Source organism: Marinomonas maritima, assembly GCF_024435075.2.
GTDB classification, from domain to species: domain Bacteria; phylum Pseudomonadota; class Gammaproteobacteria; order Pseudomonadales; family Marinomonadaceae; genus Marinomonas; species Marinomonas maritima.
Map to the genome: position 1 here is coordinate 337,378 of NZ_JAMZEG020000003.1, position 26,644 is coordinate 364,021.

Annotated in this window: 24 protein-coding genes and 1 tRNA gene; 8 read left to right on the forward strand and 17 right to left on the reverse strand. The window is 43.6% G+C overall.

The window, feature by feature from the left end:
* Positions 1–18: 18 nt before the first annotated feature.
* The 14 genes from pnp to rlmE all read right to left on the reverse strand — a co-directional run bounded on the left by pnp (position 19) and on the right by rlmE (position 15,100).
* Positions 19–2,127, reverse strand: a complete 2,109-nt coding sequence (gene pnp, locus M3I01_RS13765; protein ID WP_255896457.1) for a polyribonucleotide nucleotidyltransferase — start codon at positions 2,125–2,127, stop codon at positions 19–21.
* 179 nt (positions 2,128–2,306) lie between these two features.
* A complete protein-coding gene (gene rpsO, locus M3I01_RS13770) occupies positions 2,307–2,576 on the reverse strand; it encodes a 30S ribosomal protein S15 (protein ID WP_009835750.1) in 270 nt (89 codons plus the stop codon).
* A gap of 86 nt (positions 2,577–2,662) precedes the next feature.
* Positions 2,663–3,592 (reverse strand): tRNA pseudouridine(55) synthase TruB, encoded by a 930-nt coding sequence (gene truB, locus M3I01_RS13775; protein WP_255896458.1) that lies wholly within the window; start codon positions 3,590–3,592, stop codon positions 2,663–2,665.
* A gap of 9 nt (positions 3,593–3,601) precedes the next feature.
* On the reverse strand, positions 3,602–3,991 hold the full coding sequence (gene rbfA, locus M3I01_RS13780; RefSeq protein WP_112136868.1) for a 30S ribosome-binding factor RbfA: 390 nt from the start codon (positions 3,989–3,991) through the stop codon (positions 3,602–3,604).
* A gap of 11 nt (positions 3,992–4,002) precedes the next feature.
* A complete protein-coding gene (infB, locus tag M3I01_RS13785; RefSeq protein ID WP_255896459.1) occupies positions 4,003–6,567 on the reverse strand; it encodes a translation initiation factor IF-2 in 2,565 nt (854 codons plus the stop codon).
* A gap of 26 nt (positions 6,568–6,593) precedes the next feature.
* Positions 6,594–8,084 carry a transcription termination factor NusA gene (gene nusA, locus M3I01_RS13790; protein WP_255896460.1) on the reverse strand — a complete coding sequence of 497 codons (1,491 nt, stop codon included), beginning with the start codon at positions 8,082–8,084 and terminating at the stop codon, positions 6,594–6,596.
* Positions 8,085–8,112: 28 nt separating this feature from the next.
* Entirely contained in the window at positions 8,113–8,574 is a 462-nt protein-coding gene (rimP, locus tag M3I01_RS13795; RefSeq protein WP_255896461.1) for a ribosome maturation factor RimP, read from the reverse strand.
* A 326-nt stretch (positions 8,575–8,900) separates the two neighbouring features.
* Positions 8,901–8,986, reverse strand: a tRNA-Leu gene (locus M3I01_RS13800).
* A 54-nt stretch (positions 8,987–9,040) separates the two neighbouring features.
* Complete coding sequence (gene secG / locus M3I01_RS13805) at positions 9,041–9,400, reverse strand: preprotein translocase subunit SecG (protein WP_255896462.1); 360 nt, start codon at positions 9,398–9,400, stop codon at positions 9,041–9,043.
* A 3-nt stretch (positions 9,401–9,403) separates the two neighbouring features.
* Positions 9,404–10,153 carry a triose-phosphate isomerase gene (gene tpiA, locus M3I01_RS13810; RefSeq protein ID WP_255896463.1) on the reverse strand — a complete coding sequence of 250 codons (750 nt, stop codon included), beginning with the start codon at positions 10,151–10,153 and terminating at the stop codon, positions 9,404–9,406.
* Positions 10,154–10,242: 89 nt separating this feature from the next.
* On the reverse strand, positions 10,243–11,589 hold the full coding sequence (gene glmM / locus M3I01_RS13815; RefSeq protein ID WP_255896464.1) for a phosphoglucosamine mutase: 1,347 nt from the start codon (positions 11,587–11,589) through the stop codon (positions 10,243–10,245).
* Positions 11,589–12,422 carry a dihydropteroate synthase gene (folP, locus tag M3I01_RS13820; RefSeq protein ID WP_255896466.1) on the reverse strand — a complete coding sequence of 278 codons (834 nt, stop codon included), beginning with the start codon at positions 12,420–12,422 and terminating at the stop codon, positions 11,589–11,591. The genes glmM and folP overlap by 1 nt, the downstream gene beginning before the upstream one ends.
* 32 nt (positions 12,423–12,454) lie before the next feature.
* A complete protein-coding gene (gene ftsH / locus M3I01_RS13825) occupies positions 12,455–14,419 on the reverse strand; it encodes an ATP-dependent zinc metalloprotease FtsH (protein WP_275565139.1) in 1,965 nt (654 codons plus the stop codon).
* 60 nt (positions 14,420–14,479) lie between these two features.
* Complete coding sequence (gene rlmE, locus M3I01_RS13830; RefSeq protein WP_112136851.1) at positions 14,480–15,100, reverse strand: 23S rRNA (uridine(2552)-2'-O)-methyltransferase RlmE; 621 nt, start codon at positions 15,098–15,100, stop codon at positions 14,480–14,482.
* Positions 15,101–15,199: 99 nt separating this feature from the next.
* On the opposite strand from rlmE, the gene M3I01_RS13835 reads away from it, so the two are divergent.
* Both M3I01_RS13835 and M3I01_RS13840 read left to right on the forward strand, forming a co-directional pair.
* On the forward strand, positions 15,200–15,502 hold the full coding sequence (locus M3I01_RS13835; protein WP_255896467.1) for a YhbY family RNA-binding protein: 303 nt from the start codon (positions 15,200–15,202) through the stop codon (positions 15,500–15,502).
* Positions 15,503–15,603: 101 nt separating this feature from the next.
* The gene (locus M3I01_RS13840) at positions 15,604–16,446 is read left to right on the forward strand and encodes a hypothetical protein (RefSeq protein WP_255896468.1); all 843 of its coding nucleotides are present in this window, start codon (positions 15,604–15,606) and stop codon (positions 16,444–16,446) included.
* An 88-nt stretch (positions 16,447–16,534) separates the two neighbouring features.
* Here the strand turns inward: M3I01_RS13840 and erpA are convergent, their stop codons facing one another.
* Both erpA and M3I01_RS13850 read right to left on the reverse strand, forming a co-directional pair.
* Positions 16,535–16,882 (reverse strand): iron-sulfur cluster insertion protein ErpA, encoded by a 348-nt coding sequence (gene erpA, locus M3I01_RS13845; RefSeq protein ID WP_255896469.1) that lies wholly within the window; start codon positions 16,880–16,882, stop codon positions 16,535–16,537.
* A 69-nt stretch (positions 16,883–16,951) separates the two neighbouring features.
* Positions 16,952–18,538 (reverse strand): peptide chain release factor 3, encoded by a 1,587-nt coding sequence (locus M3I01_RS13850; protein ID WP_275565140.1) that lies wholly within the window; start codon positions 18,536–18,538, stop codon positions 16,952–16,954.
* A gap of 486 nt (positions 18,539–19,024) precedes the next feature.
* Here M3I01_RS13850 and M3I01_RS13855 point away from each other — a divergent pair, with 486 nt between their 5' ends.
* The 6 genes from M3I01_RS13855 to phnE (M3I01_RS13880) all read left to right on the forward strand — a co-directional run bounded on the left by M3I01_RS13855 (position 19,025) and on the right by phnE (M3I01_RS13880) (position 26,037).
* On the forward strand, positions 19,025–20,917 hold the full coding sequence (locus tag M3I01_RS13855; RefSeq protein WP_275565141.1) for an ATP-binding protein: 1,893 nt from the start codon (positions 19,025–19,027) through the stop codon (positions 20,915–20,917).
* Positions 20,918–22,285: a sigma-54-dependent transcriptional regulator gene (locus tag M3I01_RS13860; RefSeq protein WP_255896472.1), complete on the forward strand. Its 1,368-nt coding sequence runs from the start codon at positions 20,918–20,920 to the stop codon at positions 22,283–22,285. It begins immediately after the preceding gene.
* 219 nt (positions 22,286–22,504) lie between these two features.
* Positions 22,505–23,554: a phosphate/phosphite/phosphonate ABC transporter substrate-binding protein gene (phnD, locus tag M3I01_RS13865; RefSeq protein WP_255896473.1), complete on the forward strand. Its 1,050-nt coding sequence runs from the start codon at positions 22,505–22,507 to the stop codon at positions 23,552–23,554.
* A 96-nt stretch (positions 23,555–23,650) separates the two neighbouring features.
* Positions 23,651–24,436 (forward strand): phosphonate ABC transporter ATP-binding protein, encoded by a 786-nt coding sequence (phnC, locus tag M3I01_RS13870; protein ID WP_255896474.1) that lies wholly within the window; start codon positions 23,651–23,653, stop codon positions 24,434–24,436.
* Positions 24,424–25,218 carry a phosphonate ABC transporter, permease protein PhnE gene (phnE, locus tag M3I01_RS13875; RefSeq protein WP_255896475.1) on the forward strand — a complete coding sequence of 265 codons (795 nt, stop codon included), beginning with the start codon at positions 24,424–24,426 and terminating at the stop codon, positions 25,216–25,218. Before phnC ends, phnE (M3I01_RS13875) begins: the two co-directional genes overlap by 13 nt.
* A gap of 21 nt (positions 25,219–25,239) precedes the next feature.
* Complete coding sequence (gene phnE / locus M3I01_RS13880; RefSeq protein WP_112136827.1) at positions 25,240–26,037, forward strand: phosphonate ABC transporter, permease protein PhnE; 798 nt, start codon at positions 25,240–25,242, stop codon at positions 26,035–26,037.
* A gap of 267 nt (positions 26,038–26,304) precedes the next feature.
* On the opposite strand, the gene M3I01_RS18615 is transcribed toward phnE (M3I01_RS13880), so the two are convergent.
* Positions 26,305–26,604: a hypothetical protein gene (locus M3I01_RS18615; RefSeq protein WP_449405573.1), complete on the reverse strand. Its 300-nt coding sequence runs from the start codon at positions 26,602–26,604 to the stop codon at positions 26,305–26,307.
* Positions 26,605–26,644: the final 40 nt, after the last annotated feature.

A 26,644-nucleotide genomic window follows, 5' to 3' on the forward strand; every position in this document is an offset into this window, starting at 1 on the left:
TATCGTTCAACTAAGTCATTACTCAGTGTAAGCGGCTTTTTCTTCTTCTGTTACGTCTTTCATAGACAATTTAATACGTCCACGCGCATCAACATCTAGAACTTTAACGATAACGTCTTGGCCTTCTGAAAGGAAATCTGTCACCGCACGGATACGCTCTTCAGCGATCTGAGAGATATGAACCAAACCATCTTTACCTGGTAAGATATTTACGAAAGCACCGAATTCAGCAAGACGAACTACTTTACCTTTGTAAAGTTTGTCCACTTCAGCTTCCGCTGTGATTTCATGAATTTTCAATAAAGCGGCATCAGAAGACGATTTATCAGCCGCATAAATGCGTACTGTACCATCATCATCAAGATCGATAGACGCACCCGTTTGTTCGGTAATAGAACGAATCATCGCACCACCTTTACCGATAACATCACGAATTTTCTCAGGATCAATTTTGATCGTCGCCATAGATGGCGCATTTGGAGAAACTTCTGGACGAGCATAACCAATGACAACAGCCATTTCACGTAGGATATGCTTACGCGCTTCCATTGCTTGGGTTAAAGCGATATCCATGATTTCTTCATTGATGCCTTCGATTTTAATGTCCATTTGAAGTGCTGTAATACCTTCTTCTGTACCAGCAACTTTAAAGTCCATATCACCTAGGTGATCTTCGTCACCCAAGATGTCAGTCAATACAGCAAAACCATCGTCTTCTTTAATAAGACCCATTGCGATACCAGCAACTGGGGCTTTAAGAGGAACACCTGCATCCATCATCGCCAACGACGCACCACAAACAGACGCCATAGAGCTTGAACCGTTTGATTCAGTGATCTCAGAAACGATACGAATTGTGTATGGGAATTCGTCTTCACTTGGCAATACAGCTTGAACACCACGACGAGCTAAACGACCGTGACCAATCTCACGACGACCAACACCGCCCATACGACCACATTCACCAACAGAGTATGGAGGGAAGTTGTAATGAAGCATGAAGCTGTCTTTACTTTCGCCCGTCAAACCATCACTCATTTGCGCATCACGGCTTGTACCTAGAGTACAAGTCGCAATTGCTTGTGTTTCACCGCGAGTAAACAAAGCAGAACCGTGAGTTTTGCTAAGCATGCCCACTTCGACGCTGATTGGACGAACTGTTTTATTATCACGACCATCAATACGTGATTGACCATCGATAACACGACGACGAACCGTACGTTTCTCAAGTTTAGAGAAAGCGCCCGTAACGTCGGCTTCAGTAAACTCACCACCTTCAGTAACCAAAGCGGCGATAGCAGCATTACGTACTTCGCCTAATTTAGCGTAGCGCGCCATTTTCTCACTGATACCGTAGGCTTCTTCAATTTGCGCTGCATAACCTGTTGCTAAAGCGTCAGTCAAAGAAACGTTAACCGTTTCCGGCTCCCACTCCCAACGAGGTTTAGCCGATTCAGCCGCAAATTCAGTGATCGCAGTAATCGCAACTTGCATTTCTTTGTGTGCGTAAAGAACAGCACCTAACATTTCGTCTTCAGTAAGCTCTTGTGCTTCAGACTCAACCATTAGGACCGCGTCTTTCGTACCCGCTACAACCATGTCCAACAAAGAACCGTCTAGATCAGAGTAGCTAGGATTAAGAATGTAGCCTGACTCATCATTGAAACCAACACGTGCCGCACCGATTGGGCCGTTAAATGGAATACCAGAAATAGTCAATGCAGCAGACGTTGCCAACATAGCCGCGATGTCAGCGTCTAGGTTAGTGTTAGTCGACATAACCATACAAACAACCTGAACTTCGTTCATGTAACCTTTTGGAAACAATGGACGAATTGGACGGTCGATTAAACGAGATGTCAGTGTTTCTTTTTCTGAAGGACGACCTTCACGCTTTAAGAAACCACCTGGGATTTTACCGACAGCGTAAGCACGCTCTTGGTAATGAACAGACAATGGGAAGAAGTCTTGGCCAGGTTTTGCTGTTTTAGCGCCAACAACAGTAGCAAGTACTTGTGCATCGCCAATAGTACATAGAACGGCGCCTGTTGCTTGACGAGCAATGCGGCCTGTTTCTAGCGTTACGGTATCGTTACCGAACTGGAAAGTTTTTGTCGTAATACTCACACGTATTCCTTTTTGTTAAAAAAATTGCTTTCTCCCAAAGACCATCTTTTTAAGCCAGTACTCATATGCACTCTTTTATCTCGTTCATATCATTCGAGAAAAACACATATGAAGTACAGGCTGTCCCTTGGGAGACCAATTAAAAAAGGGCCATAATAATTTATGGCCCTTTCTCAGTCTTAGCGACGCAGACCTAGTTTTTTGATCAAACCAGTGTAACGCGCTGCATCTTTACGCTTAAGGTAATCCAACAATTTACGACGTTGGTTTACCATGCGGATTAGACCGCGGCGAGAATGGTGGTCATGGATATGAGCTTTAAAGTGACCTTGTAGACCTTCGATGTTCTTAGTCAACAATGCTACTTGAACTTCAGGAGAACCAGTGTCGCCTTCCGCTACTTGAAACTCTTTAACCAATGCTGCTTTTGATTCTGCAGTTAATGCCATAATCTTTATCTCCAAATTAATATGCTATTTAAAAGTAAAGGATAGCCGAGCATATTTTCAGTTATCCTAGGCGAGCAAGTCTAACATTAATTATTAGCTAACTCACTGGTATTTACGAGTCTATGCGGCCTAATAATAGTATCTTTTAATACTCCTAAGCCTAAAAAACGCTGCGTATTATGATCGTAGAGTCTAACCAAGCTTCCGTCGTCAAATGACGTAAGATTAGAGACACTTCGACCAAACAACATTTCTCTTGTGTCTTCAGCAAGCAGTTCTACTCTATTCAAATGTTCAACAGCAGTATCCATTGTCATTAAATAGGTGTCTAGCTCCGTCTCGCCTTGTTCAGCAATGCGTTCAAACTCTTCCAGTGACAACATACCATCTGGAGAATAACCCGCCGTTGAAACACGATGCAAAGAATGCAAATGAGCCCCACAACCAAGCGCTTCACCAATGTCTTCACCAATGGTTCGAATATAAGTGCCCTTGGTACATTGAATATCCAACGTGAGCGTGTCTTCCGTTCTAGACAAGAGAGTCAGATTAGCAATAGTAACACGGCGGCGCTTTCTCTCTATAACAATGCCTTGGCGAGCATATTCATACAGAGGCTTACCTTCATGCTTTAAAGCAGAATACATAGGAGGAATTTGCTCTATCTCACCTCGAAAACAATCCAATACTAGCTCAAGCTGTGCATCAGTTAGCGTTGGAATCGCCTCGTCACTCAGTATCTCACCCTCACGGTCTCCCGTAGTGGTTCTTTTCCCTAACTGAATACAAGTGATATAACGCTTATCTGCATCCAATAGGAATTGCGAAAACTTGGTCGCTTCACCCAAACACAATGGCAACATACCGGTTGCTAAAGGGTCAAGCGCTCCGGTGTGTCCCGCCTTTTCTGCACGATAAAGGCGGCGCACACGCTGTAACGCTTGGTTCGAGCTCAAACCGATGGGCTTATTCAGTAGAACAATACCGTCTACTGAACGCCATTTTGTCTTAGACATACGAACTCATTACTCGTCTTCGTTACCGGTTTTTGTCTCATCATCACGAATTGCTTCGTCGATAAGAGCAGACATTCGCGAACCATTGACCACACTCTGGTCATAATGAAAACGTAAATGTGGCATAACACGAAGCTTTACTTCTTTAGCCAAACGACGACGCAAAAAGCCTTTTGCACTGTCTAGTGCAGCCTGATTTTCCGCCAAAACTTCTGGCTGATCATCTTTACCGAGCACGGTGTAATAAATGTCCGCATAACCTAAATCTTTTGCAACACGCACTTCGTTGACAGTAACCAACCCCAATCGGGGATCCTTTACTTCAAACTGGATCAAGGACGCCAGCTCCTTTTGGAGCTGGTCACCAATCCGACTAGTACGACTAAATTCGCCTGCCATGATTTTTCCTATTAAAGCGTACGCGCAACTTCGACGGTTTCAAAAACCTCGATCTTATCGCCTACTTTGACATCGTTGTAGTTTTTCACACCGATACCACATTCCATACCGCGGCTAACTTCATTCACGACGTCTTTAAAGCGACGAAGAGACTCAAGTTCACCTTCATAAATAACCACATCGTCACGTAGAACACGAATCTGCTTATTACGGAATACCGTACCTTCGACAACCATACAGCCGGCAATCAAACCAAACTTAGGCGAACGGAATACATCACGAACTTCGGCAGTACCTTTAATATCTTCACGTAGGTCTGGAGACAACATGCCTGACAACGCAGACTTAACATCATCAATGATGTTATAGATAATGCTGTAGTAACGAAGATCAATGCTCTCACGTTCGATAAACTGCTTAGCAGAGTTATCAGCACGAACATTAAAACCAAAGATAACGGCATCAGAAGCAAGTGCTAATGTTGCGTCGGTTTCAGTGATACCACCTACGCCGCTAGACACAACATTCACTTTCACTTCGTCTGTATTCATGTCAGTCAATGACTTAATCAAAGCCTCAAGAGAACCACGAACATCCGCTTTTAAAACTACGTTCAAAGTACGAACTTCGTCTTTGCCCATTTCAGAGAACAAATTCTCTAATTTAGCAGAATGCTGACGAGCAAAACGCACTTCGCGATATTTTCCTTGGCGGAAATTAGCAACTTCGCGTGCTTTACGCTCATCTGAAACAACGATGAATTCTTCACCCGCTTCAGGCGTGCCATCAAGACCTAAGATTTCAACAGGAATAGATGGTCCGGCCTCGTCAATTGATTTGCCATTTTCATCTAACAAGGCACGAACACGGCCCATTTGTAGACCAGCAAGAACAATATCGCCTTTACGTAAAGTACCATTCTGAACCAACACAGTAGCAACGGAACCACGTCCACGGTCAAGGCGAGATTCAACAACCACACCTTTGCCTGGAGAGCTAGGAACAGCGGTTAACTCAAGCACTTCAGACTGTAGTAGAACCGCTTCTAAAAGCGCTTCAATACCTTCACCAGACTTCGCAGAAACGCCAACAAACTGAACATCACCGCCCCATTCTTCCGGAACAACTTCTTGTGCGACTAATTCGTTTTTAACACGATCAAGGTCAGCACCTTCTTTGTCTATCTTAGTGATAGCGACAACCATTGGTACGCCAGCAGCACGTGAATGCTGAATAGCTTCAATCGTTTGTGGCATTACACCATCGTCGGCAGCACAAACAAGGATAACAATATCCGTTGCTTTAGCACCACGAGCACGCATAGAAGTAAATGCAGCGTGTCCAGGTGTGTCTAAAAAGCTCACCATGCCATGTGGAGTTTCAACATGGTACGCACCGATATGCTGTGTAATACCACCTGATTCACCCGCCGCAACTCGTGTTGTACGGATATAATCAAGCAACGATGTTTTACCATGGTCTACATGACCCATAACCGTTACAACAGGGGCACGTTTAATCGCTTCACCCTCGTAATCAATCGCGCCAATCATATCGTTTTCGACCGCATTTTCGTCGATGAGTCTAACGGTATGACCCATTTCCTCGACAACTAGAGTTGCTGTTTCACGATCAATTGTTTGGTTAATAGTCGCCATTGCGCCCATTTTAAACATGATTTTAATAACTTCTGCGCCTTTCACTGCCATTTTTTCAGCAAGATCAGCAACAGTGATACTTTCTGGCAATGCCACTTCGTGAATCATTTTAGCAGTAGGCTTTTGGAAACCATGTTCTTGTTTAGACGGTTTTTTACCTTTACGACCCAACTTACCACGACGAGAAAACTCATCATCGCCATTTACATTAACGCGAGAGGTGCGTTTGTTTTCTGGGTTATTACGACCACGAGGCTTTTCTTTATCTTTATCGTTGTCATGTCTAACTGGCCCTTTTTTACCTTTAGGCGCCGCCGCTGGTTTCTTATTTTCCATCGCTGGCTGAGACACTTTTTTGGCTGCTTTTGGCTGCTTAGGTGATTCCACGGGTTCTGCCGCTCCTGTACCGGAGACATTCTGCTCCGTATCATTTACCGCGCCAGCTTTTGCTGCGACTGTACTTGCAACTGCTTCTTGACGCGCTTTTTCTTCAGCCTCAGCCTGAGCCTTGACTGCCTTCTCTTTTTCTAGCTTACGCTCTTCTTCTAAACGCGCTTCTTCTGCAGCCTGCTCTTCTACAAGACGTTTGGCAAGCAGCTCTTCCTGCTTTTGAGCCTCTTCATCAACGTCATCGCGTTTTACATAAGTACGCTTTTTTTTCACAGCAACATTTACTGCTTTCCCGCCGTCACGAGACAACGTACTTGTTGTTTTACGTTGTAGAGTAATACGCTGGCTGCTATCACTTTCTTCACCATGTTGACGTTTCAAAAAATTCAACAAGGTTTGCTTTTCAACTTCAGAGACTTCTTGGCTTGCACTCGTTTGAGGAAGCCCAGCGTCTTTCATCTGAGTTAGTAGCTTATCGACTGGCGTATTTACCAACTCGGATAGTATCTTTACGGTTTGAACTGTCATTAAGTTCCCCCTTATGTACTCAGATTTTATTCAGATTCAGCAAACCAAGGTGCACGAGCCGTCAAAATAAGACTGGCCGCACGCGCTTCTGTCATGCCTTCAACATCAAGCAACTCATCAACTGATTGTTCAGCCAAATCTTCCATAGTAACCACCCCTATAGAAGCAAGCACCAAAGCAAGATGATTATCCATTCCTTCCATTGCTAATAAATCAGCAGCAGGCTTGGCACCGTCTAATTGCTCTTCCGCTTGAAGCGCTTGATTTAACAAGGCCTCTTTTGCTCGTGAACGCAGCTCGTTTACTAAATCCTCATCAAATCCGTCAATGTCTAACATCTCTTCCATTGGGATATAAGCGACTTCTTCGAGAGAGGAAAACCCCTCATCAACCATTTGAATGGCTAAATCATCGTCAATGTCTAACCCAGTAACAAAGATATCAATCAGTTTTTGTGATTCTTCTTGTTGCTTAGCTTCAGCGTCTTCGCTAGTCATTACATTTAAAGACCAACCGGTAAGCGTAGAAGCCAAACGAACGTTCTGGCCGTTACGGCCAATTGCTTGAGCTAGATTATCGCTCTTAACTGCAACATCCATAGAATGCGCATCTTCGTCTATGACGATAGAATCCACTTCCGCAGGCGACATGGCATTAATAACCAATTGAGCTGGATTATCATCCCAAAGCACGATATCTACGCGTTCGCCATTCATCTCATTAGAAACCGCCTGAACTCGGGCGCCGCGCATACCAACACACGCACCAATCGGGTCAATACGACGGTCATTTGTCTTGACTGCAATTTTTGCACGAAGACCTGGATCTCGTGATGCGCTTCGAATTTCAATTATTTCTTCAGCGATTTCCGGCACTTCAAGGCGGAATAACTCAATCATGAACGTAGGTGAGTTACGAGAAAGAATCAATTGCGCACCGCGGCTGTCTTCACGAATTTCAAGTAACAAAGCACGAATTCGATCATTCATTCGGAAGCTTTCACGCCCAATTAACTGATCTTTAGGTAATGACGCTTCTGCATTTTCACCAAGATCTACAATCAAGCTATCACGGGTCACTTTCTTCACTTGACCGTGAACAAGTTTGCCCACCTTCTCAGTATACAAAGCCACCATTTTAGCGCGCTCAGCTTCACGTACTTTTTGCACGATAACTTGTTTTGCTGTTTGCGCAGCAATGCGGCCAAATATTTCAGACTCCACTTCTTCTTCGTAAATCCCGCCAATATCAATGCCGAGATTTTGTTCTTCAGAATCGTCTATCGTTAATTCTGAAGCTGGAGTGGAGTAATCTTCGTCTGCGACAATATTCCACTGACGGTAGGTTTTATAGTCGCCTGTACGCTGATCAATAGAGACGCGAATTAATGCATCTTCTTCAAAACGGCGTTTGGCAGCACTAGCTAAAGCAATTTCAACGGCTTCGAAAATAACTTGTTTCGGAACATCTTTCTCGTTGGAAACGGCTTCGACTACCAAAAGAATTTCTTTGCTCATCCTTTTAGCCTCTCTTCAAGGTTAATATTTAAAATTGTGGAACAACATTTGCCTTATCGATTAAATCAATCGGCAACAAGTATTCTTCTTGATCTACACGAATAACAATATCTTCGCTTTCGATCCCCATTAGTTGCCCTTTAAATTTACGGCGGCCATCAAAAGGCACACGTAAACGTAAAGCGACAATAGAACCGATATACGCTTGATACTGAGCCAAACTAAATAAAGGCCGATCTAAACCTGGTGATGACACTTCTAGGTTGTATTCCCCTGTAATTGGGTCCTCAACATCTAGAATAGAACTAACTTGACGACTGACTCGGGCGCAATCTTCTACATCAATTCCTTTTTCAGCATCTGTTTCAATAAAAATACGAAGCACAGAATCTTTACCTAAAGACAAGTATTCCATACCCCAAAACTCAAACCCTAAACCTTCAACGACCGGTCGAATTAGTTCTTCTAAAATCGTATATTTTGCTGACAATCGTTTTCTCCGAAAACCAATTTTGTAGAACCCAGAAATAAAAAACGGGCTCAAGGCCCATTTCCGTTTATAAACAGTAACAGTGTAGATAACAAAAAACCCCATATAGGGGTTCTCAGCACTCGACCCAATAAAAATTGAGAGAGCATCCTTCAATAATGAAGGTCGTCAATCCTGACACTTAACACTAAGAACAAACTGGTGCGGATACCTAAAAAGGAAAACCATGAGAAAAGTTTCTATACAGAAGCTTAAAACTCGACAAACCAGATTGCCCTACATCAATATGTCGACATCATACACAAAATACAATATCAATTCAAGATTGGTGCGGATGGGGGGACTCGAACCCCCACGAGCAAAGCTCACCACCCCCTCAAGGTGGCGCGTCTACCAATTCCGCCACATCCGCAAAACACTTTTATCAAACAATAAAACGATTATCCAAATACACCAAAGTCAAAGACTATTCAGTTACTGGAATATCCGATGTTGCTTTTTTACTGCTGCCACCCAACTCAGGCAACCCTACCGTTTCTTCGACTTGAGGAGCCGAAGGAACATAATCAAGCGCACCAGAAACATTTTTTGCTTGCTGGCTGGCATAAAAAGCCAAACCAAAGCTCGTCAAAAAGAAAACCAATGCAAAAAGCGCAGTCATCTTTCCAAAAAAACTACTACCACCTTGACTCCCAAATACTGTCTGGGACGCACCGCCACCACCAAAAGAGGCACCAGCGTCTGCACCTTTACCTTGCTGTAACAAAACCAACGCGATAATAGCTACCGCCGCTAGTACATGCAAAACTAAAATAAGTGCTTCCATCAATTAACCCGCTGCCTTTACTATCGCTATAAATTCTTTCGCATCAAGAGATGCACCACCAACAAGAGCACCATCCACGTCAGGCATTTTGAATAAAGCCGAGCTGGTTGATGCTTTAACACTTCCACCATACAAAATTTGCACTTTTTGAGATACAGACTCTGATGATTTAGCCAAAAAGGCTCTAATTGATTGATGTATTTCTTGCGCCTGCTCAGCACTTGCTGACAAACCAGTCCCTATTGCCCAAACTGGCTCATAGGCAATTGCCATCTGTTCAAAAGCGGCAATACCAACCACATCAATAACAGCTTGAATCTGACGTTCGCAAACATCTAGTGTCTTACCTGATTCGCGTTCGACTAACGTCTCACCGATACACAACATTGGCACAAAACCAAAATCCAGCACCGTTTTCACTTTGGAGGCAACAATGTCATCGGTTTCGCCATAAAGTGAACGTCGCTCCGAGTGACCAAGCAATACATACTTGACCCCAAAGTCACCCAACATAGAAGCAGATACTTCTCCTGTGTAGGCACCTTTTAACTCATGACTAACATTTTGGGCAGCCAACATAACACTACCGCCACTTATTAAGTCGTTAACCTGAGATAAATAAGGAAAAGAAGGAGCAACAACCACCTCAGAGCTAGAACCGTCCATCTCAAGCAAGCCGCCAATCAGTGAAAGAATAGACTCTTTTGAGCCATTCATTTTCCAGTTACCAGCCACAATCTTTTGACGAATCATATCCTAACCCCTAAATTCGAGGCGCCCATTCTATGAAAAGCCCTCTTTGGTTTCAAGTATTTATTATTATTCAGCACATAAAGTTTGCTTTATACACTCATTTTTTTGGAAACAACCGATTTAACTTCTTCAACCAGATAATCAACAAGCTCATCAACCGTCTCATCATCTCTACCTTCAACCATAACTCGAATCAAAGGCTCGGTTCCGGAGGCCCTTAGCAGAACACGCCCCAAACCATTCAAACGCTCATTAGCAACCGCTATAGCTTTCTGTAATGCGGGCTCTTCATTTGGTACAAAACGCTTTGCCACACGAATGTTTTTTAATTTCTGAGGAAACTTAACTAAACCGACAAGAAGCTCATCTAAATCTTTATCTTCTTCGATCATAGCCCTAAGCACTTGAAGCGCGGCAATAATACCATCGCCAGTTGTCGTAATAGACTTACACACAATATGACCCGATGGCTCGCCACCTAACAACCAACCATGCTGCTCTAACTTTTCATTAACATAGCGATCACCAACAGCAGCACGACTAAAGCCAATTCCCGTTTCAGAGAACGCTAGCTCTAAACCGAAATTACTCATCAAGGTACCAACAACTCCTCCACTAAAGCGCCCAGTTCGCATCAGGTGATTCGCAATAATATAAAGAATATCATCACCATCACGAACCACACCATGTCGGTCAACTAATATTAATCGATCTCCATCACCGTCTAGAGCAATTCCAAGATCAGCCTCTTCAGCCAAAACATTTTTACGTAACAACTCAGGTTTTGTTGCACCACTGAATTCATTGATATTCAATCCATCCGGATTAACACCAATAGAAATCACTTCTGCGCCCAATTCCGAAAACACACGAGGCGCAACGTGGTATGTTGCACCATCCGCGCAATCAACCACTATTTTTAAGCCACTTAACTGCAAGCCAATGGGAAAAGTACCCTTACAGTATTCAATGTAACGCCCTGCTGCATCTTCGATGCGCTTCGCTCGCCCAATAAGACTAGATTCAACAACAACCATAGACTGCTCAAGAAAGTATTCTATCCGCTCTTCCACTTCGTCGGAAATTTTGCCACCTTGCGCAGAGAAAAACTTAATACCATTATCGGTGTAAGGATTATGAGATGCACTAATAACAATCCCCGCACTAGCACGAAAAGTACGCGTCAAGTACGCAATTGCAGGTGTTGGCATTGGACCAACCAAACGAACATCAGCCCCTGCCGCGACAATACCAGCCTCAAGCGCAGACTCGAACATATAACCAGAAATACGCGTATCTTTACCGATTAGAATTTTCTTATCGTTTTCTTTAAAAACTTGCCCTGCTGCCCAGCCTAACTTAAGCATAAACTCTGGCGTAATGGGCGCCGTACCCACTTTCCCACGAATTCCATCTGTACCAAAATATTTACGCATTAAACTTCTCTCTCAATACGAGACATTAGTGCCAGCATTTCAACATGTGGCCTAACATCATGAACCCTAAAGATACGAGCACCCTTTGAATAGGCAGAAGCATTTGCTCCCATCGTGCCATACAGACGCTCTTCAACTGGTAGATTTAATACATCCCCGATCATGGTCTTTCTAGAAAGACCAATAAGAACGTCAAATCCTAGTTTTTTAATTTTTTCGATATGATTTAGCAATGATAAATTATGGGAAAGCACTTTACCAAATCCAATGCCTGGATCCAAAATCAAATGAGAACGAGCAATACCAACGGACTCACACTCTATGACTCGTGACATTAAATAATCCGCAACATCATCCAGCACTTGCACATACTCAGGAGCATCTTGCATCGTTTTTGGCATACCTTTCATATGCATCAAACAAATTGGTAAATGAGCCTTTGCAGCTGCAAGCAACGCCCCTTCTCGCTCAAGCGCTCGAACATCATTAATTAGACCTGCACCTAATTCCGCAGCCCCTCGAATCACCTCAGCCGTACTGGTATCAACCGACACAATAATATCGAACCGCCGCTTAATTGCATCAATAACAGGCAAAACACGATCAAGCTCTTGCTGAGTACCAACAGAGACAGCCCCTGGGCGAGTTGACTCCCCTCCAACATCAATAATACTAGCGCCTTCTTGAATCATTTTTTCAGATTGCCGCAAAGCACTATCCAAGGAATTAAAAACACCTCCATCGGAAAAGGAATCAGGAGTAATATTTAGTATCCCCATAACATGAGGAAGGGACAAGTCTAACGACTTGTCCCCAAAGGACATTAACGACATGAAAAGACCACATCAAAAATCAACAACACAAGTTATTCACTCGCAGGTTTAGGTGTTTGATTTGGAGTTTCATCTTGATCATCCGAACCCACTTCTGATGAAGACGTCTCATCAGTTGATTCAGTTTCATCGCCTTTTGGTGAGTTAGCCCCTGGATCAGACCAACCTTCAGGCGCGGAAGGCTTTTTACCATCCATAATCTCTTTGATTTGCTTAGCATCTATCGTTTCATACTGCATCAAAGCTTCAGCCATCACTTCCAGCTTAGAGCGATGTTCATGCAGTATTTCTGTCGCTTTCACGTAACAACGGCTAATAATATCTTGGACTTCAGCGTCAATTATTTTCCCTGTTTCAGGTGAGAAATAATTGGCTTTACTGCCCGTTGGCCCAGCAATATAACCGCCACTATTATTATCGTCTTCTTCATAAGCAAATGGACCAAGCTTCGCAGACAAGCCCCACTTAGTTACCATGTTACGAGCAATACTCGTAGCACGTTCAATATCATTTGACGCTCCGGTAGATACACCATCGAAACCGTGCACAATCTCTTCCGCAATACGACCGCCATAAAGACTACAAACCTGACTCTCAAGCCCTGTTTTACTCACGCTGTATTTATCTTCTTCTGGCAAATACATAGTGACACCAAGAGCGCGTCCACGAGGAATAATAGAGACTTTATACACAGGATCATGCTCTGGCATTAAGTAACCAACAATAGTATGACCCGCTTCATGGTAAGCCGTGTTTAATTTTTCTTTATCACTCATCACCATGGTTTTGCGCTCGGCACCCATGAGGATTTTATCTTTTGCCAGTTCAAGCTGCTCCATATTCACCAAACGGCGATTTGAGCGCGCTGCAAATAACGCAGCTTCGTTAACCAAGTTAGCTAAATCCGCACCAGAGAAACCAGGCGTACCGCGAGCGATGTTTTTTGGCTCAACATCATCATCACAAGGCACTTTACGCAAATGCACCTTCAAAATCTGTTCGCGACCACGAATATCCGGCAAACCAACTTGTACCTGACGATCAAAACGACCAGGACGCAACAATGCCGGATCCAATACATCTGGACGGTTAGTCGCTGCAATAACGATAATACCTTCGTTACCTTCAAAACCATCCATTTCAACCAACAGTTGGTTTAACGTTTGCTCACGCTCATCATTACCGCCGCCCATACCGGAACCACGATTACGACCTACCGCATCAATTTCATCAATGAAAATTATGCATGGCGCATGCTTTTTCGCTTGTTCAAACATATCACGAACACGCGACGCACCCACACCAACAAACATTTCGACGAAGTCAGAACCAGATATGGTAAAAAACGGCACTTTCGCTTCACCTGCGATCGCTTTAGCAAGCAAGGTTTTACCAGTACCCGGAGGACCACACATCAAAATACCGCGAGGTATTTTACCGCCTAGGCGTTGATATTTACTTGGCTCACGAAGAAAGTCCACCAACTCTGATGTATCTTCTTTCGCTTCATCACAACCAGCGACATCTGCAAAAGTAGTTTTAATCTGATCCTCTGGTAAAAGACGCGCTTTAGACTTACCAAAAGACATTGGTCCACCTTTACCGCCACCGCCACCCTGCATCTGGCGCATGAAAAACATGAAAATCGCAAGAATAAGAAGAATAGGAAAACTAGCGACCAGCAATTGGGTCCAAATACTTTGCTGTTCAGGTAAACGACCCTCTACAACAACATTATTAGTAAGCAGATCATCCATTATTTTAGGGTCTGCTGCGGCAGGACGAACCGTATCAAACGTGTCGCCGCTAGTACGGGTACCACTAATGGTATAGCCCTCAACAACGACTTTCGCTATTCGTCCATCCTGAACCTCTTTCACAAATTCAGAATAAGTGATTCGATTGGTATCAGCTGTCGTATTAAAATTATTAAAAACTGTCAGTAGCACAGCAGCAATCACCAACCACAACAGTATATTTTTCATCATATCGTTCAAGAGCACACCTCTAAACGGTTATTTTTAATGTCTCTGGTCATAATACCAGAACATCTCTCATTAACCTTTATATTGTCTTCCTAATAAGTAAACTTCGCGACTTCTGGCTCGCGACGCATCCGGCTTACGCGTTATAACGGAATCAAATTGAGCCCGCATGGTTTTGAGGTATTCTTCAAACCCTTCACCCTGAAACACTTTCACCAAAAAATTCCCACCTGGACGCAACACTTGAGCCGCCATGTCCAACGCAAGCTCTACAAGATACATGGCTTGTGGCTGATCTGCAGAACTGTTACCACTCATATTGGGGGCCATATCTGAAATTACAAGATCCGCTTTCTCATCTCCAATCTCAGCCAAGATTGCCTCGTATACTTCTTGTTCAGTAAAATCCCCTTGAACAAAACTTACACCAGCCAAAGGTGACATTTCCAAAATATCCGAGGCCACAACAGTGCCCTTATCACCCACCAATTTCGCCGCCACTTGAGACCATCCACCCGGCGCCGCACCTAAGTCAACAACACGCATAGCAGGTCTAAACAATTTATCTTTATCGTTAATCTCCATCAGTTTATAACTGGCCCTAGAGCGATAACCATCTTGTTGGGATTTTTTGACATACGGATCGTCAAAATGTTCCTTCATCCAACTATTACTACTTTTTGATCTTGCCACGTTTTCATCATACCTAAATCAGTCAATATTCCGCTATAATATCGCTTAACCTCTAAAGCCTCCAATAAAGAGGGTCAACTAATATGAGAAAATTTTACTATGAGCATTACAAACGCCCAAAAAAAGCAATATCGCCTAATTGGTCACGCACTTAACCCAGTGGTCATGATAGCAGGCAACGGCTTAACAGAAACCGTATTAACAGAAATTGACCGCGCACTTGAAGACCACGAACTCATTAAAGTACGCATCAGCATCATGGATCGTGAAGTCCGTAGCGCACTTATTGCAGAAATCAGCAAAATAATGAAATGCGAAACAGTTCAAACCATTGGCAAAGTCGCACTTTTTTACCGCGCAGCGTTAGAAGCAAACCCAAAACTGTCTAACCTACTACGCTAAAACCGAAACTGAGATAGTCTTTTTGTACGAAAAACAGACTATCTCTAAACTCTTCAAAATAACGGCCGATACCTTTGACAGCTAACAAAGGAGCCGTACTAATGCTATTTATAGAGGCGCTCAATAGGGCCAGTACTCAGTCGAATGAGAAAAAGTTGATTTCTAGAGCCAAATATCGCCCTACAATCAGCAATAAAGACTCTGTTGATCTAAGCTCTGCAGCGCATCAAGTAAAGGAAATACACCTAGATAGCCAAGCTAAAACACAACTCACCGCCTCAACAAGCGTTTTCGCCAACCTTATTGAGCACACATTACAACATATAATAAACGCTAACCTTCACCTACACTCTCCAGAAGAGCTCAATCTAGACTTAAAGAGTTGGCAATTATTTTTACAAGTCCCTCCTATAAACGCAGAGAAGGACAAAAAAGTAGTTGGCTACATAACACCAGAAATACATCAGCGCCCACCAGCAAAGCAGCTGATATTTCATATTCCAGTCAAACCTTCCTATGGAATTCCTGTTGAAATGACATTACTTGTGTCACCTCACAACGGATCACCAGAAGCCCCCGACTTCTTTCGTACGTTCCAAAAAGAAAGCTGGTTACCTGTTTTGCGCACACCTTATCCACCAGAATTCCTTAGCCAACAAATAACCCATCATCACATCATGCTTGACCAAGATGGTGAACCAGATCAACTATCGCCGCTTTACGCTCACATAAATCAAAGCCGAATAATAAATGAAAAAAATATTCCCCCTCAAACTTTCGGACTAAGAATATGGAAAGCGAAAAACAACGCCCTAACACCGATCGTTTTAGGGGACAAACAAATCGGCTTATTGTTTGTCGGTCATCACAAGCCATTAGAAGGGAGCATTATTAGTGAAAAAGAAAGAGCCAAACACGCAAGTAAGCTCTACACAAAGGCATAAGTGAAAATTTACGCAATAAAAAGCCCTTCACACTATTCGCATGAAGGGCCTATTTATTATCCGTCGATTGGCAACAAGAATACAAAAACTAGATACTGAAACTCGCGCCACAACCACAGGTAGATGTGGCATTAGGGTTTTGCACAACAAACCGCGAGCCTTCTAAGTTTTCTTTATAGTCCACTTCTGACCCAACGAGGTATTGAAAACTCAAAGGATCAACAACCAAAGTCACTCCGTTACGCACCACTTCAGTATCGTCTTCTTGATGCTCTTCATCGAAGGTAAAACCATACTGGAAACCAGAGCAACCACCTCCTGTCACATAAACACGCAACATAAGTCGATCATTCTCTTCTTCTTTAATCAAAGCTTGCAACTTCGCCGCTGCCGATTCTGTAAACTCGATAGGGTCAACCGATTCAACCATGCTCATTCTGACACCACTAAAACTGTTCTAATGAATGAATTATCCTCTTAACCTAGTAAATTAGTCAAGTATTGATCAATGTTCACGCGTCGAGCGGAAACGAACCTGAGGCCATTTCTCTTCTGCCATCATCAAATTCACCCGCGTTGGTGCCAGATACGTTAAATGCCCACCACCATCAATCGCTAGATTATCTCGGCACTTATTTTTAAATTCGTCAAATTTCTTAGGGTCATCACATTCAACCCAACGTGCTGTATTAACGTTAACCGCTTCGTAAATACATTCCACTTTATATTCGTCTTTCAAACGATAGGCTACCACTTCGTATTGCAACTGACCAACCGCACCAACAATCAGCTCATTGTTTCGCTGCGGCATAAATAGCTGGGTCGAGCCTTCTTCAGAAAGTTGCTGCAACCCCTTTTGTAATGCTTTCATCTTCATTGGGTCTTTTAAGCGAACGCGACGAAAGAGCTCTGGCGCAAAGTGAGGAATACCCGTAAATTTCAGATCTTCGCCTTCGGTAAAAGTGTCGCCTATCTGGATGGTGCCGTGGTTATGTAAACCAATAATATCGCCTGAAAAAGCCTCTTCAACACCTTCACGATCACCTGCTGTGAAAGAAACAGCATCAGTGACCTTGATATCCTTACCAATACGGCAATGTCGCATTTTCATGCCACGGCTATACGTTCCTGAACACACCCTCATAAAGGCAATGCGATCACGATGTTTCGGATCCATATTGGCTTGTATTTTAAAAATAAATCCAGAAAATTTCTCTTCTACTGCTGGCACGGTACGGCCGTTTGTTTCACGGTCAATGGGAGATGGTGCCCACTCAACAAAGCCATCTAACATTTCACGAACGCCGAAGTTAGACAGTGCGGTACCAAAAAACACAGGGGTCAATTTACCCGCTAAATACGCTTCTAGGTTGAACTCATGACTAGCGCCACGCACCAACTCAATTTCATCCACATACGCATCCCAATCATCACCCAGCAATTCTTTGGCGGCATCAGATTGTAAGCCTTCAATACGAATATCATCCATTAAGGTATGACCTCGACCACGCACAAAGACGTGAATCGTATCCGTATAAAGGTTGTATACCCCTTTAAAGAAATGACTCATACCAATAGGCCAGGTGATTGGCGCAGCCACAATCTTTAAGACCGCTTCCACCTCATCCAACAAATCAATTGGATCACGAATATCGCGGTCCATTTTATTAATGAAAGTCAAAATCGGCGTATCGCGCAAACGACACACCTCCATCAATTTAATGGTGCGATCCTCTACCCCTTTTGCGCCGTCGATGATCATCAGCACAGAGTCAACCGCCGTTAACGTCCGGTAGGTGTCTTCTGAGAAATCTTCGTGCCCGGGTGTATCAAGCAAGTTAACCGTGCAATCTTTATAAGGAAACTGCATCACTGACGATGTAATGGATATACCGCGCTGCTTCTCCATCGCCATCCAGTCAGAGGTAGCGTGTTTATCACCTTTACGCCCCTTCACAGACCCTGCCGTTTGAATAAGTTGCCCAAGCAACAAAAGCTTTTCGGTGATGGTTGTTTTACCCGCATCAGGGTGCGATATGATCGCGAAAGTTCTTCGTTTACTTACTTCGTTAAGAAAGTTCTGGTCTGCCATTAAAAAATTCTTTTAGGTTCTGCGTGGTTTTTACATTTTCTATAAAAGGCCAACGTTACGTCGTCTTTATCAAAAACCCCGTCATGTTAATCGTAGTTGTATACGGCCATTTTCGCTGATATGGCACTTTTAAACAATCAATGGCTGAGTAATAAATGGCTATTTAGGCTTATAGCATCACCCCTTTTCCATATTCTATGTGGATCTGCTCACCAGATTCATATATCACGCTCAACAATCAAGACACTCAGTAACGTTAAAACACTGAGTGCGACAACAAGACTGAAACACTTTCGGTCTGCATACAGCCTTCATTAGTATTATAAATGCCAATAAGTCACATCGCCGATTAGTGTGCTATTTAAAGCTTGTGATGGGACATTTTTGTCCTCACTATAGGCAGAAACGCAATAAAAATCAGGCCTCATAGTTGGCATAGAATTTTCATTGTGGAATCTAATTATAAAAATAACAGGACGAACATAGATGGGGATTCCCACGCTTTTTTGGCTTCGCAACATTGGTATTGGCGGTAGGTTATTTTTGGCTTTCGTGCTTATTTCATCCATTACTATTGTGGCCAGCGGATTGGCAACGAACACCTACCTACAACTAAGTGACCGTCTTCTTTTACTAAAACTCCAAGACATTCCAGGTCTCGATGCGGCCGCTCGACTCAACGATAAAAGTCGGCTCATTGTGGCTACCGCCCCCCTCCTCGTCACCAGTGATGCCTCCATATCCAGAGAAAACACCATGAACGCGCTGAGCGCTGCCATTAGTGAAATGGATGCACTGATGCGAAATCTGCCCGATTATAATCGTTACTTCCTTGAACTCATTACACAAATCAAAAACAGCCTCACGCTATTAAATCAAAGCGTAGAACGACGAGAAGTCATCAGACTTGAACTCACAAAACAGTCTTCATTCGTCTTTCCGCTATTTGAAGGCTTGATTGCCCAAGTGGATCAACTAGATCGCACACCTGAATTAGAGCAAGTCATGCGTCGCCTCTATTACTTTTCAGGCTTAATCGAAAAAGTCAGCAACGACGCCTCTTTCAATGAACTGGATTACACCTTTTTACGTCTAGAAAGGTTAGGAGATGAAATAACTCAGTACTTGAACGAGTTACCTCAAGTTCCTCAAGAATTGCACCAGTCATTACTCCATTTGATTATGATGAGCTCACGTCAAGGCGCTCTATTTCAACTGAAAAATGAAGAGCTAGACCTGCTGTATCAGCAGAGCTTTCTGCTAGAAAATAGTCAACAACACATTCAGCAGTTAGCGGCGCAGATTAACCAATATACCAATTACACCAACACCAGTATTCGTGGCTCATTAGAAGGTGCAATCAAGTCCATCAACAGCAGTATTCGTAATATTCTACTGCTGTCTCTGATTAGCTTAAGTGTCGCCTGCGCCATCTCTTGGTTTTACGTGCGCCGCAACGTGCTACAACGAATCATTGAGTTACAACAAAACATGCGAGCCATTGCCAGCTCTCAATTAGACACACAAATACGCATTGTTGGTCACGATGAAGTCTCCAGTATGGCCAGAGACCTCCAGTACTTTCAGCAAACCGCCAGAGAAGTGGAGCGAACCAACCAAATACTCGCAGCGCAAATAGAGGAAAGAGTCGCTGCAGAAGCACAATTAAAAGCGGCGCAAAACGAATTAGTACAAGCGGGAAAACTCGCTGCCTTAGGACAACTTGGTGTTGGTATTACTCACGAAATAAACCAGCCCCTGACAGCCATTGCCAGCCACTTACACACAGCAGGGCGTCATATGGAGCAAGGCCAAATAGACAAGGCTCAAAATAGCTTAGAAAAAATTCGGCAATTATTAACAAAAATCACTCGCATCACTAAGCACCTTAAAGCGTTTGCACGCGTTGCCGGCACTGAACTCACACCCGTTTGTTTAGAAATGGTCATTCAAGATGCTATCGAGTTGATGTCTAATCAAATTCAAGAACAACACTGCACGCTCAGTTATCAACCTACCGACTCAAAGATCTTCGTTCTTGCCGAACCCATTCGCTTAGAACAAGTCATGGTAAACCTAATCAGCAACGCCGTGGATGCCTTATCCAGCTCACCATTAAAGCAGCTTTCAATTATCGTCTATGAACACGATGACAAAATAATGATAGATGTGAAAGACACTGGCATAGGAATAGAGGAAGACAATTTAGATCAGATATTCGATCCCTTCTTCACGCAAAAAGAAGTCGGTCAAGGGCTCGGCTTAGGCCTATCCATTAGCTACAACATCGTCCAGGACTTTGGTGGCCAAATTCGAGTCACCTCAACACCAGAAGACGGCAGCCGCTTCACCTTAGAATTAAAAAAGGCAGAGAAATAAATGCACCATACCATAAAAATAATTATCATCGATGACGACCAAACCATTATTGAAGCCTTGACTGAAATGCTAGAAATTGAAGGCTTTCAAGTCGAAAGTCATCTAAGAGCAGACAAAGCCATTGCTTCGCTAAACAAGCAGAGTTCCGCTGTGATTTTAAGCGATGTGCGAATGCCAAAAATGGATGGACTAAGTCTATTGGCTCGCCTTCAAGAATTGGATAATGAACTGCCTGTTTTACTGATGAGTGGCCATGGCGACATCCCCATGGCAATAGAAGCCATGAAAGAAGGTGCATACGATTTTCTAGAAAAACCCCTGCAGCCCGCTCAACTCATCAACCAACTGCAACGTGCAGCAGAAAAAAGACACTTGGTCTTAGAGAACCGCAAACTCAAAGAAAACATTGCAGCACAGACAGGATTAGAAGCACTGATTATTGGCGAATCAGCGGACATTAAAAATATTCGTCAGCACATATCATCATTAGCGCAAGCGAATGTCGACACCATTATTTATGGAGAAACCGGTTGTGGTAAAGATGTGGTTGCACGCGCGTTGCATCAATTTAGTCTTCGCAACAAAGGACGATTTATCGCCATAAACTGTGGTGGGATCAGTGAAAGCCTGATTGAAAGCGAACTTTTTGGCCACGAAGTGGGTTCTTTTACTGGGGCTAACAAGCGACATATTGGAAAAATAGAAGCGGCAAATGGCGGCACTCTATTTTTAGACGAAATCGAAACCATGCCACTTCCGGTGCAAATAAAGCTATTGCGTGTTTTACAAGAGCGCACCATTGAGCGTGTTGGCAGTACAACGCCGATTGCCGTCGAACTTACCGTCATTGCGGCCAGTAAGGACAATCTTGCCCTATTAGGTGAACAAGGCAAATTCCGTAAAGATTTATTCTATCGATTAAACGTCGCGAGCCTGACAATTTCACCACTCAGGGATCGCCCTGAGGATATTTTACCGCTCTTTCATCATTATGCCTGCAAAGCCTCAGAGCATTTTTCCAAACCGTTACCAACCATGACTCCCGCTTATTTGGATCATTTAATGCAGCATCCATGGCCAGGCAATGTGCGAGAGCTAAAAAATGCAGCAGATCGATTTGTACTAGGCATCAACGAAACCTCCCTTGCGTCCATTAAGCGCGAAGACGACATGAATGGCAGCTATGAAGATCGCATGGAGCAATTTGAACGACATATACTAGGAGAAGGACTCAGAGCCACCAATGGGCAACTAAACGAAGCGGCAGAATTGCTGGATATGTCACGTAAAACACTGTATCGAAAAATGAAAAAGCACCAACTAGACAAACAACAGTTTAAATCTCACGAAGCCATAGGACAGGAATGACCCATCCACCCCTTAAGAATGAGACCTTAGCGTCCCAAACCACAACCTGAAAAATCAAGAATACAACTAAGCTATTGTTTTTTAATGACTTTACATTATTGGCATCGCCTTTGCTCTAGATGAGCCAATCCTTCATTAATGCAGGATTGGCTCATCCCCGACTACGGAACCTCCCGACCGGTGATAACAATAAAAAAATACATCACGAGGAAAACAATAATGCCTATTAAATTACTGACTGGTTTAGTGCTCTCAAGCTCACTGCTTTTAGGAGCCAGTACCGCCCTAGCTGATGATTGCAGTTATCGAGGCGTCTTAGACGATAAGTTCTGTGATGAAAACTACGACCTAGTCGCCGACTTACCAAAAGACTCAAGCCAATGGCGCGATCCAAGCACACTCGTCTTTACATACACTCCTGTAGAAGATCCGGCCGTCTATAAAGACGCATTCAGCGACTTCCAAAAATACCTAAGTGAAATGACGGGTAAAAAAGTGGTTTACTACACAGTTCATTCTAACGCCGCAGAGGTAGAGGCATTGCGTTCTGGTCGTCTACACATTGCTGGTTTCTCAACAGGACCAACAGGCTACGCGGTTAATCTAGGTGGCTTAGTACCGATTGCAGTAAAAGGCACTGAAGAATCCTTTCAGGGTTACAACCTAATCACTATCGTCCGTAGCGATAGTAGCATCCAAAAAATGACAGATTTAAAAGGCAAGGTAGTTGCTCATACTTCCGCGTCTTCAAACTCTGGCAACTTAGCACCTCGCGCGATTTTCCCTGCTTTAGGTCTAACACCAGATAAAGACTACGAAGTAAAGTATTCAGGCAAACATGACCAATCCGTTATGGGTGTACTGTCCGGTGACTACGATGCAGCGCCTGTTGCTTCAGACGTTTTCAAACGTATGGTCGATGCTCAACGCGTGAGTAAAGATGATTTCCGTATCATTTATACCAGCCCTCGCTTTCCAACTTCCTCTTTTGGCTATGCTCATGACCTCAATCCAGAGTTAGTCGAAAAAATCAAAAAGGCCTTTTTTACTTTCCGCTTCCCAGCTGAAATGCAAAAAACCTTTGGTGGTGCTGACCGTTTCTTCCCGATCACCTACAAGGAAGAATGGCAAGTCATCCGTGATATTGCACACGCATCAGGAACGGCTTACACAAAAGCAGGGCTTAAGCAGCTAGCCGAAGCGGATGCAGCCAAAGCCGCCGCAAAGCGAGAAAAAGCAGCTAAAGCAGCAGCAAGCAAAAACCAATAATCTGTTCTTTTTCTAAAACACTCTCATTTAAATAAATACTAACCAGCAACCTGAATAATCAGGTTGCTCGGGCCTCTTTGTCTGTAGGAAAACACCATGTCTGTCACTCATAACACAGCTGAGCGTTCAAATTTTCTTGAAATTCGAAACTTAAAAAAAGAATACACAGCGGGTAATCCCATTTTAAAAGGGATAAATATCAACATTACCGAACCCGGCATCATTGCTATCATCGGGCCTTCTGGTACTGGTAAAAGTACCTTACTCCGTTGCATCAACCGCTTAATCGACCCAACAGACGGGCAAATATTGTTTGACGATGCTGACCTATGCTTAGCCGAAGGCTCTCAACTGCGTAAACTTCGTCGTCAAGTAGGCATGGTTTTTCAGGAATACAATCTTGTTGAACGCTTAACGGTTATTGAAAACGTCCTAACAGGTCGTCTTGGTTATATGTCTGCTTGGAGCGCTTGGCGTAGAAAATTCAGCCAAGAAGACATCAACACGGCATTTGAATTACTAGACGCTGTTGGTTTAACAGAACACGCAAAGAAACGCGCAGATAGCCTGTCTGGTGGTCAACGTCAACGTGTTGGTATTGCGAGAGCCGTTATGCAAAACCCACGGGTTTTGTTAGCCGACGAGCCAACGTCCTCTCTTGATCCAAAAACAGCGGTCGAAATTATGGAACTGCTAGAGCGTTTCTCTGAAGAAAAAAACATTCCAGCGCTGGTTAATATTCATGACGTAAAACTAGCAAGTCGTTTTGCCAAACGCATGATTGGCATGAGTAATGGAGTTGTTGTGTACGACGGTCCTCCTGAAAACATTACCGATGAGCACCTAAAACAAATTTATGGAGGTGAATCATGGCTGGTATAAATTCAACTCAAAACAGAGAGAATCCATTCAAACACAACTGGTTTGTCAGCGCGATTTGGCTGCTTGTGGTTTTCTATGTCGCTTATACATTTAATGCAATGGATCTAAGTTGGGAACGTATTTACGAAGGATTTGGACACGCCGGCAATCTGTTGGATCGTATGATACCGCCTAACTTTAGTCGCTGGTCGTTACTGTTAAGCGGTTTGATAGAAAGTCTTGAGATTGCCGTTATTTCTAGCATCTGTGGCATTTTTATCTCCCTATTTTTAGGGTTATTCGCCGCTCGTAATATGATGCCTAGCTGGATCAGTACGCCAGTTCGAACACTGATCGCTCTTTGCCGTACTTTTCATCCGGTAATCATTGCCATCTTATTTGTTAAGAGTGTGGGGTTTGGTGCTTTAGCCGGGATTCTAACCTTGATTGTTGCTTCCATTGGCTTTATTGCCAAGCTTTTTGCCGAAGCGATTGAAGAAATTTCATTGAAGCAAGTTGAAGCCATTCGCGCCACGGGCGCAGGCTTTACCAGCATCATCTTATTCTCGGTTATGCCACAGGTGTTTGCTCGTTTTATTGGTTTCTCGACCTACCAGCTAGACTCGAATCTACGTAACTCAACCATGGTGGGAATTGTTGGTGCAGGCGGCCTAGGTGGCACACTTTTCTCTGCCTTTCAGCGTTTTGATTACGACTTTGTCGCGGCGATTCTAATCGTCATTATTGCTCTGATCATGTTTGGTGAATTTCTCTCCAACATCGTTCGTCGCATTTTTCGCTAGTTTGACCTAGGAGCCTACTTTATGAATACGATAGATCATCACTGGCAGCGTTTTACCTTAAAACAAAAATTATCTCGCTATGCCGTTTACTTAGTTCTTGTTATGGCTTTTGTTCAGTCCATACAATCTGTTGAGGTCATTCCTGAGTTTTTGTTGGATGCGCCAGAACAAATGGGCGATATGTTTTCTCGCATGTGGCCGATTGATTTTGCTTATTATCCAGTAGCGGTCCATGACGCTATGGTTGAGACATTGAACATCGCTACACTGGGCACGCTAATCACATTGATTTTTGCCATTCCTTTGGCGCTGATGAACGCCAGCAATATTGTGAATTCAGTGTGGTGCCATTGGATTTCTCGCTTTTTTCTCGTGTCTTCTCGTTCTGTAAACTCTTTGGTTTGGGCACTGCTTTTCGTGTCTATATTTGGCCCGGGCATCATTGCTGGCGTCTTGGCGATTGCCTTTCGTTCGATTGGTTTTGTCGGTAAGTTGCTTGGTGAAGCCATCGAAGAAGTGAACATGGGATCGATAGAAGCCTTGAAGGCCACTGGCGCCTCTTGGATGTCTATCTTAATAAAAGGTTACTGGCCTCAAGTCTTGCCGGCTTTCTTTAGTATCGTATTGTTTCGTTGGGACATTAATGTCCGAGAATCTGCGGTATTGGGCTTGGTCGGCGCAGGCGGCATCGGCGTGGTGCTTGATGACTCGATGAATTTATTCCAATGGGATCGTGTTGCTATGTCTCTTTTGGCTATTTTTATCATCGTTATTTTGGCTGAAATTGTAGTGGTCAATATTCGCAAACGCTTAATCTAATAGTGATAGCAAGTATTAACACTTAAAACAAAAAAGGAGCCGCAATGGCTAATGCTGCTCACTTAAGCAGAACAGCATTACGAGATACCGGATATCTCGCCTTTGATTGCTTGACCAAGCGAGGCCTACTAGACCTCGCTTTCTTTCGCTCCAAAAACAAATTACACACCCCAGACCTTAGCTCCTTAAGACGCATTCCTGTCTTCGATTCTGGCTTAGCGGCTGCCATCACGATCACGTTGGAAGCAATAAAAGTAAACGCCATTTTTAAACGCACATCGCTCGCTGACCATGTGATGCCGCCGCATGACTCGCCTCTCGACGCACAATGTTGTAGGCAAGCAACATCTCCCCACATTTCTTGGTAGATTTGATGTCACGAAACCCTAGTTCAATTTCCCAGCACTGATGGTACAGCAGAGCAATTTTATCAGCTGGGTAGTCGCTGATAGGAAGTGATGTCAGCACCGTCTTGGCTTTACCTTGAACGTCATAGTTTATGGCTCGTACATCCCAATATTCGGGCAGATTAGAGCCCTTCTTGCGTGCTTGTAGAAAGACTTTCATCGTCATATTCTTCAATGACCTCATACATAGTATTACAGCG

Bases quoted from the DNA above. Each gene is read 5' to 3' on its own strand.
- rbfA (WP_112136868.1), bottom strand. From the start codon at position 3,991: ATGGCAGGCGAATTTAGTCGTACTAGTCGGATTGGTGACCAGCTCCAA.
- M3I01_RS13850 (WP_275565140.1), bottom strand. From the start codon at position 18,538: ATGGCAGACCAGAACTTTCTTAACGAAGTAAGTAAACGAAGAACTTTC.
- nusA (WP_255896460.1), bottom strand. From the start codon at position 8,084: ATGAGCAAAGAAATTCTTTTGGTAGTCGAAGCCGTTTCCAACGAGAAA.
- truB (WP_255896458.1), bottom strand. From the start codon at position 3,592: ATGTCTAAGACAAAATGGCGTTCAGTAGACGGTATTGTTCTACTGAAT.
- M3I01_RS18615 (WP_449405573.1), bottom strand. From the start codon at position 26,604: ATGAAAGTCTTTCTACAAGCACGCAAGAAGGGCTCTAATCTGCCCGAA.
- phnC (WP_255896474.1), top strand. From the start codon at position 23,651: ATGTCTGTCACTCATAACACAGCTGAGCGTTCAAATTTTCTTGAAATT.
- infB (WP_255896459.1), bottom strand. From the start codon at position 6,567: ATGACAGTTCAAACCGTAAAGATACTATCCGAGTTGGTAAATACGCCA.
- M3I01_RS13855 (WP_275565141.1), top strand. From the start codon at position 19,025: ATGGGGATTCCCACGCTTTTTTGGCTTCGCAACATTGGTATTGGCGGT.
- erpA (WP_255896469.1), bottom strand. From the start codon at position 16,882: ATGAGCATGGTTGAATCGGTTGACCCTATCGAGTTTACAGAATCGGCA.
- glmM (WP_255896464.1), bottom strand. From the start codon at position 11,589: ATGCGTAAATATTTTGGTACAGATGGAATTCGTGGGAAAGTGGGTACG.
- folP (WP_255896466.1), bottom strand. From the start codon at position 12,422: ATGTCGTTAATGTCCTTTGGGGACAAGTCGTTAGACTTGTCCCTTCCT.
- secG (WP_255896462.1), bottom strand. From the start codon at position 9,400: ATGGAAGCACTTATTTTAGTTTTGCATGTACTAGCGGCGGTAGCTATT.
- M3I01_RS13860 (WP_255896472.1), top strand. From the start codon at position 20,918: ATGCACCATACCATAAAAATAATTATCATCGATGACGACCAAACCATT.
- tpiA (WP_255896463.1), bottom strand. From the start codon at position 10,153: ATGATTCGTCAAAAGATTGTGGCTGGTAACTGGAAAATGAATGGCTCA.
- phnE (WP_255896475.1), top strand. From the start codon at position 24,424: ATGGCTGGTATAAATTCAACTCAAAACAGAGAGAATCCATTCAAACAC.
- M3I01_RS13840 (WP_255896468.1), top strand. From the start codon at position 15,604: ATGCTATTTATAGAGGCGCTCAATAGGGCCAGTACTCAGTCGAATGAG.
- phnE (WP_112136827.1), top strand. From the start codon at position 25,240: ATGAATACGATAGATCATCACTGGCAGCGTTTTACCTTAAAACAAAAA.
- phnD (WP_255896473.1), top strand. From the start codon at position 22,505: ATGCCTATTAAATTACTGACTGGTTTAGTGCTCTCAAGCTCACTGCTT.
- M3I01_RS13835 (WP_255896467.1), top strand. From the start codon at position 15,200: ATGAGCATTACAAACGCCCAAAAAAAGCAATATCGCCTAATTGGTCAC.
- rpsO (WP_009835750.1), bottom strand. From the start codon at position 2,576: ATGGCATTAACTGCAGAATCAAAAGCAGCATTGGTTAAAGAGTTTCAA.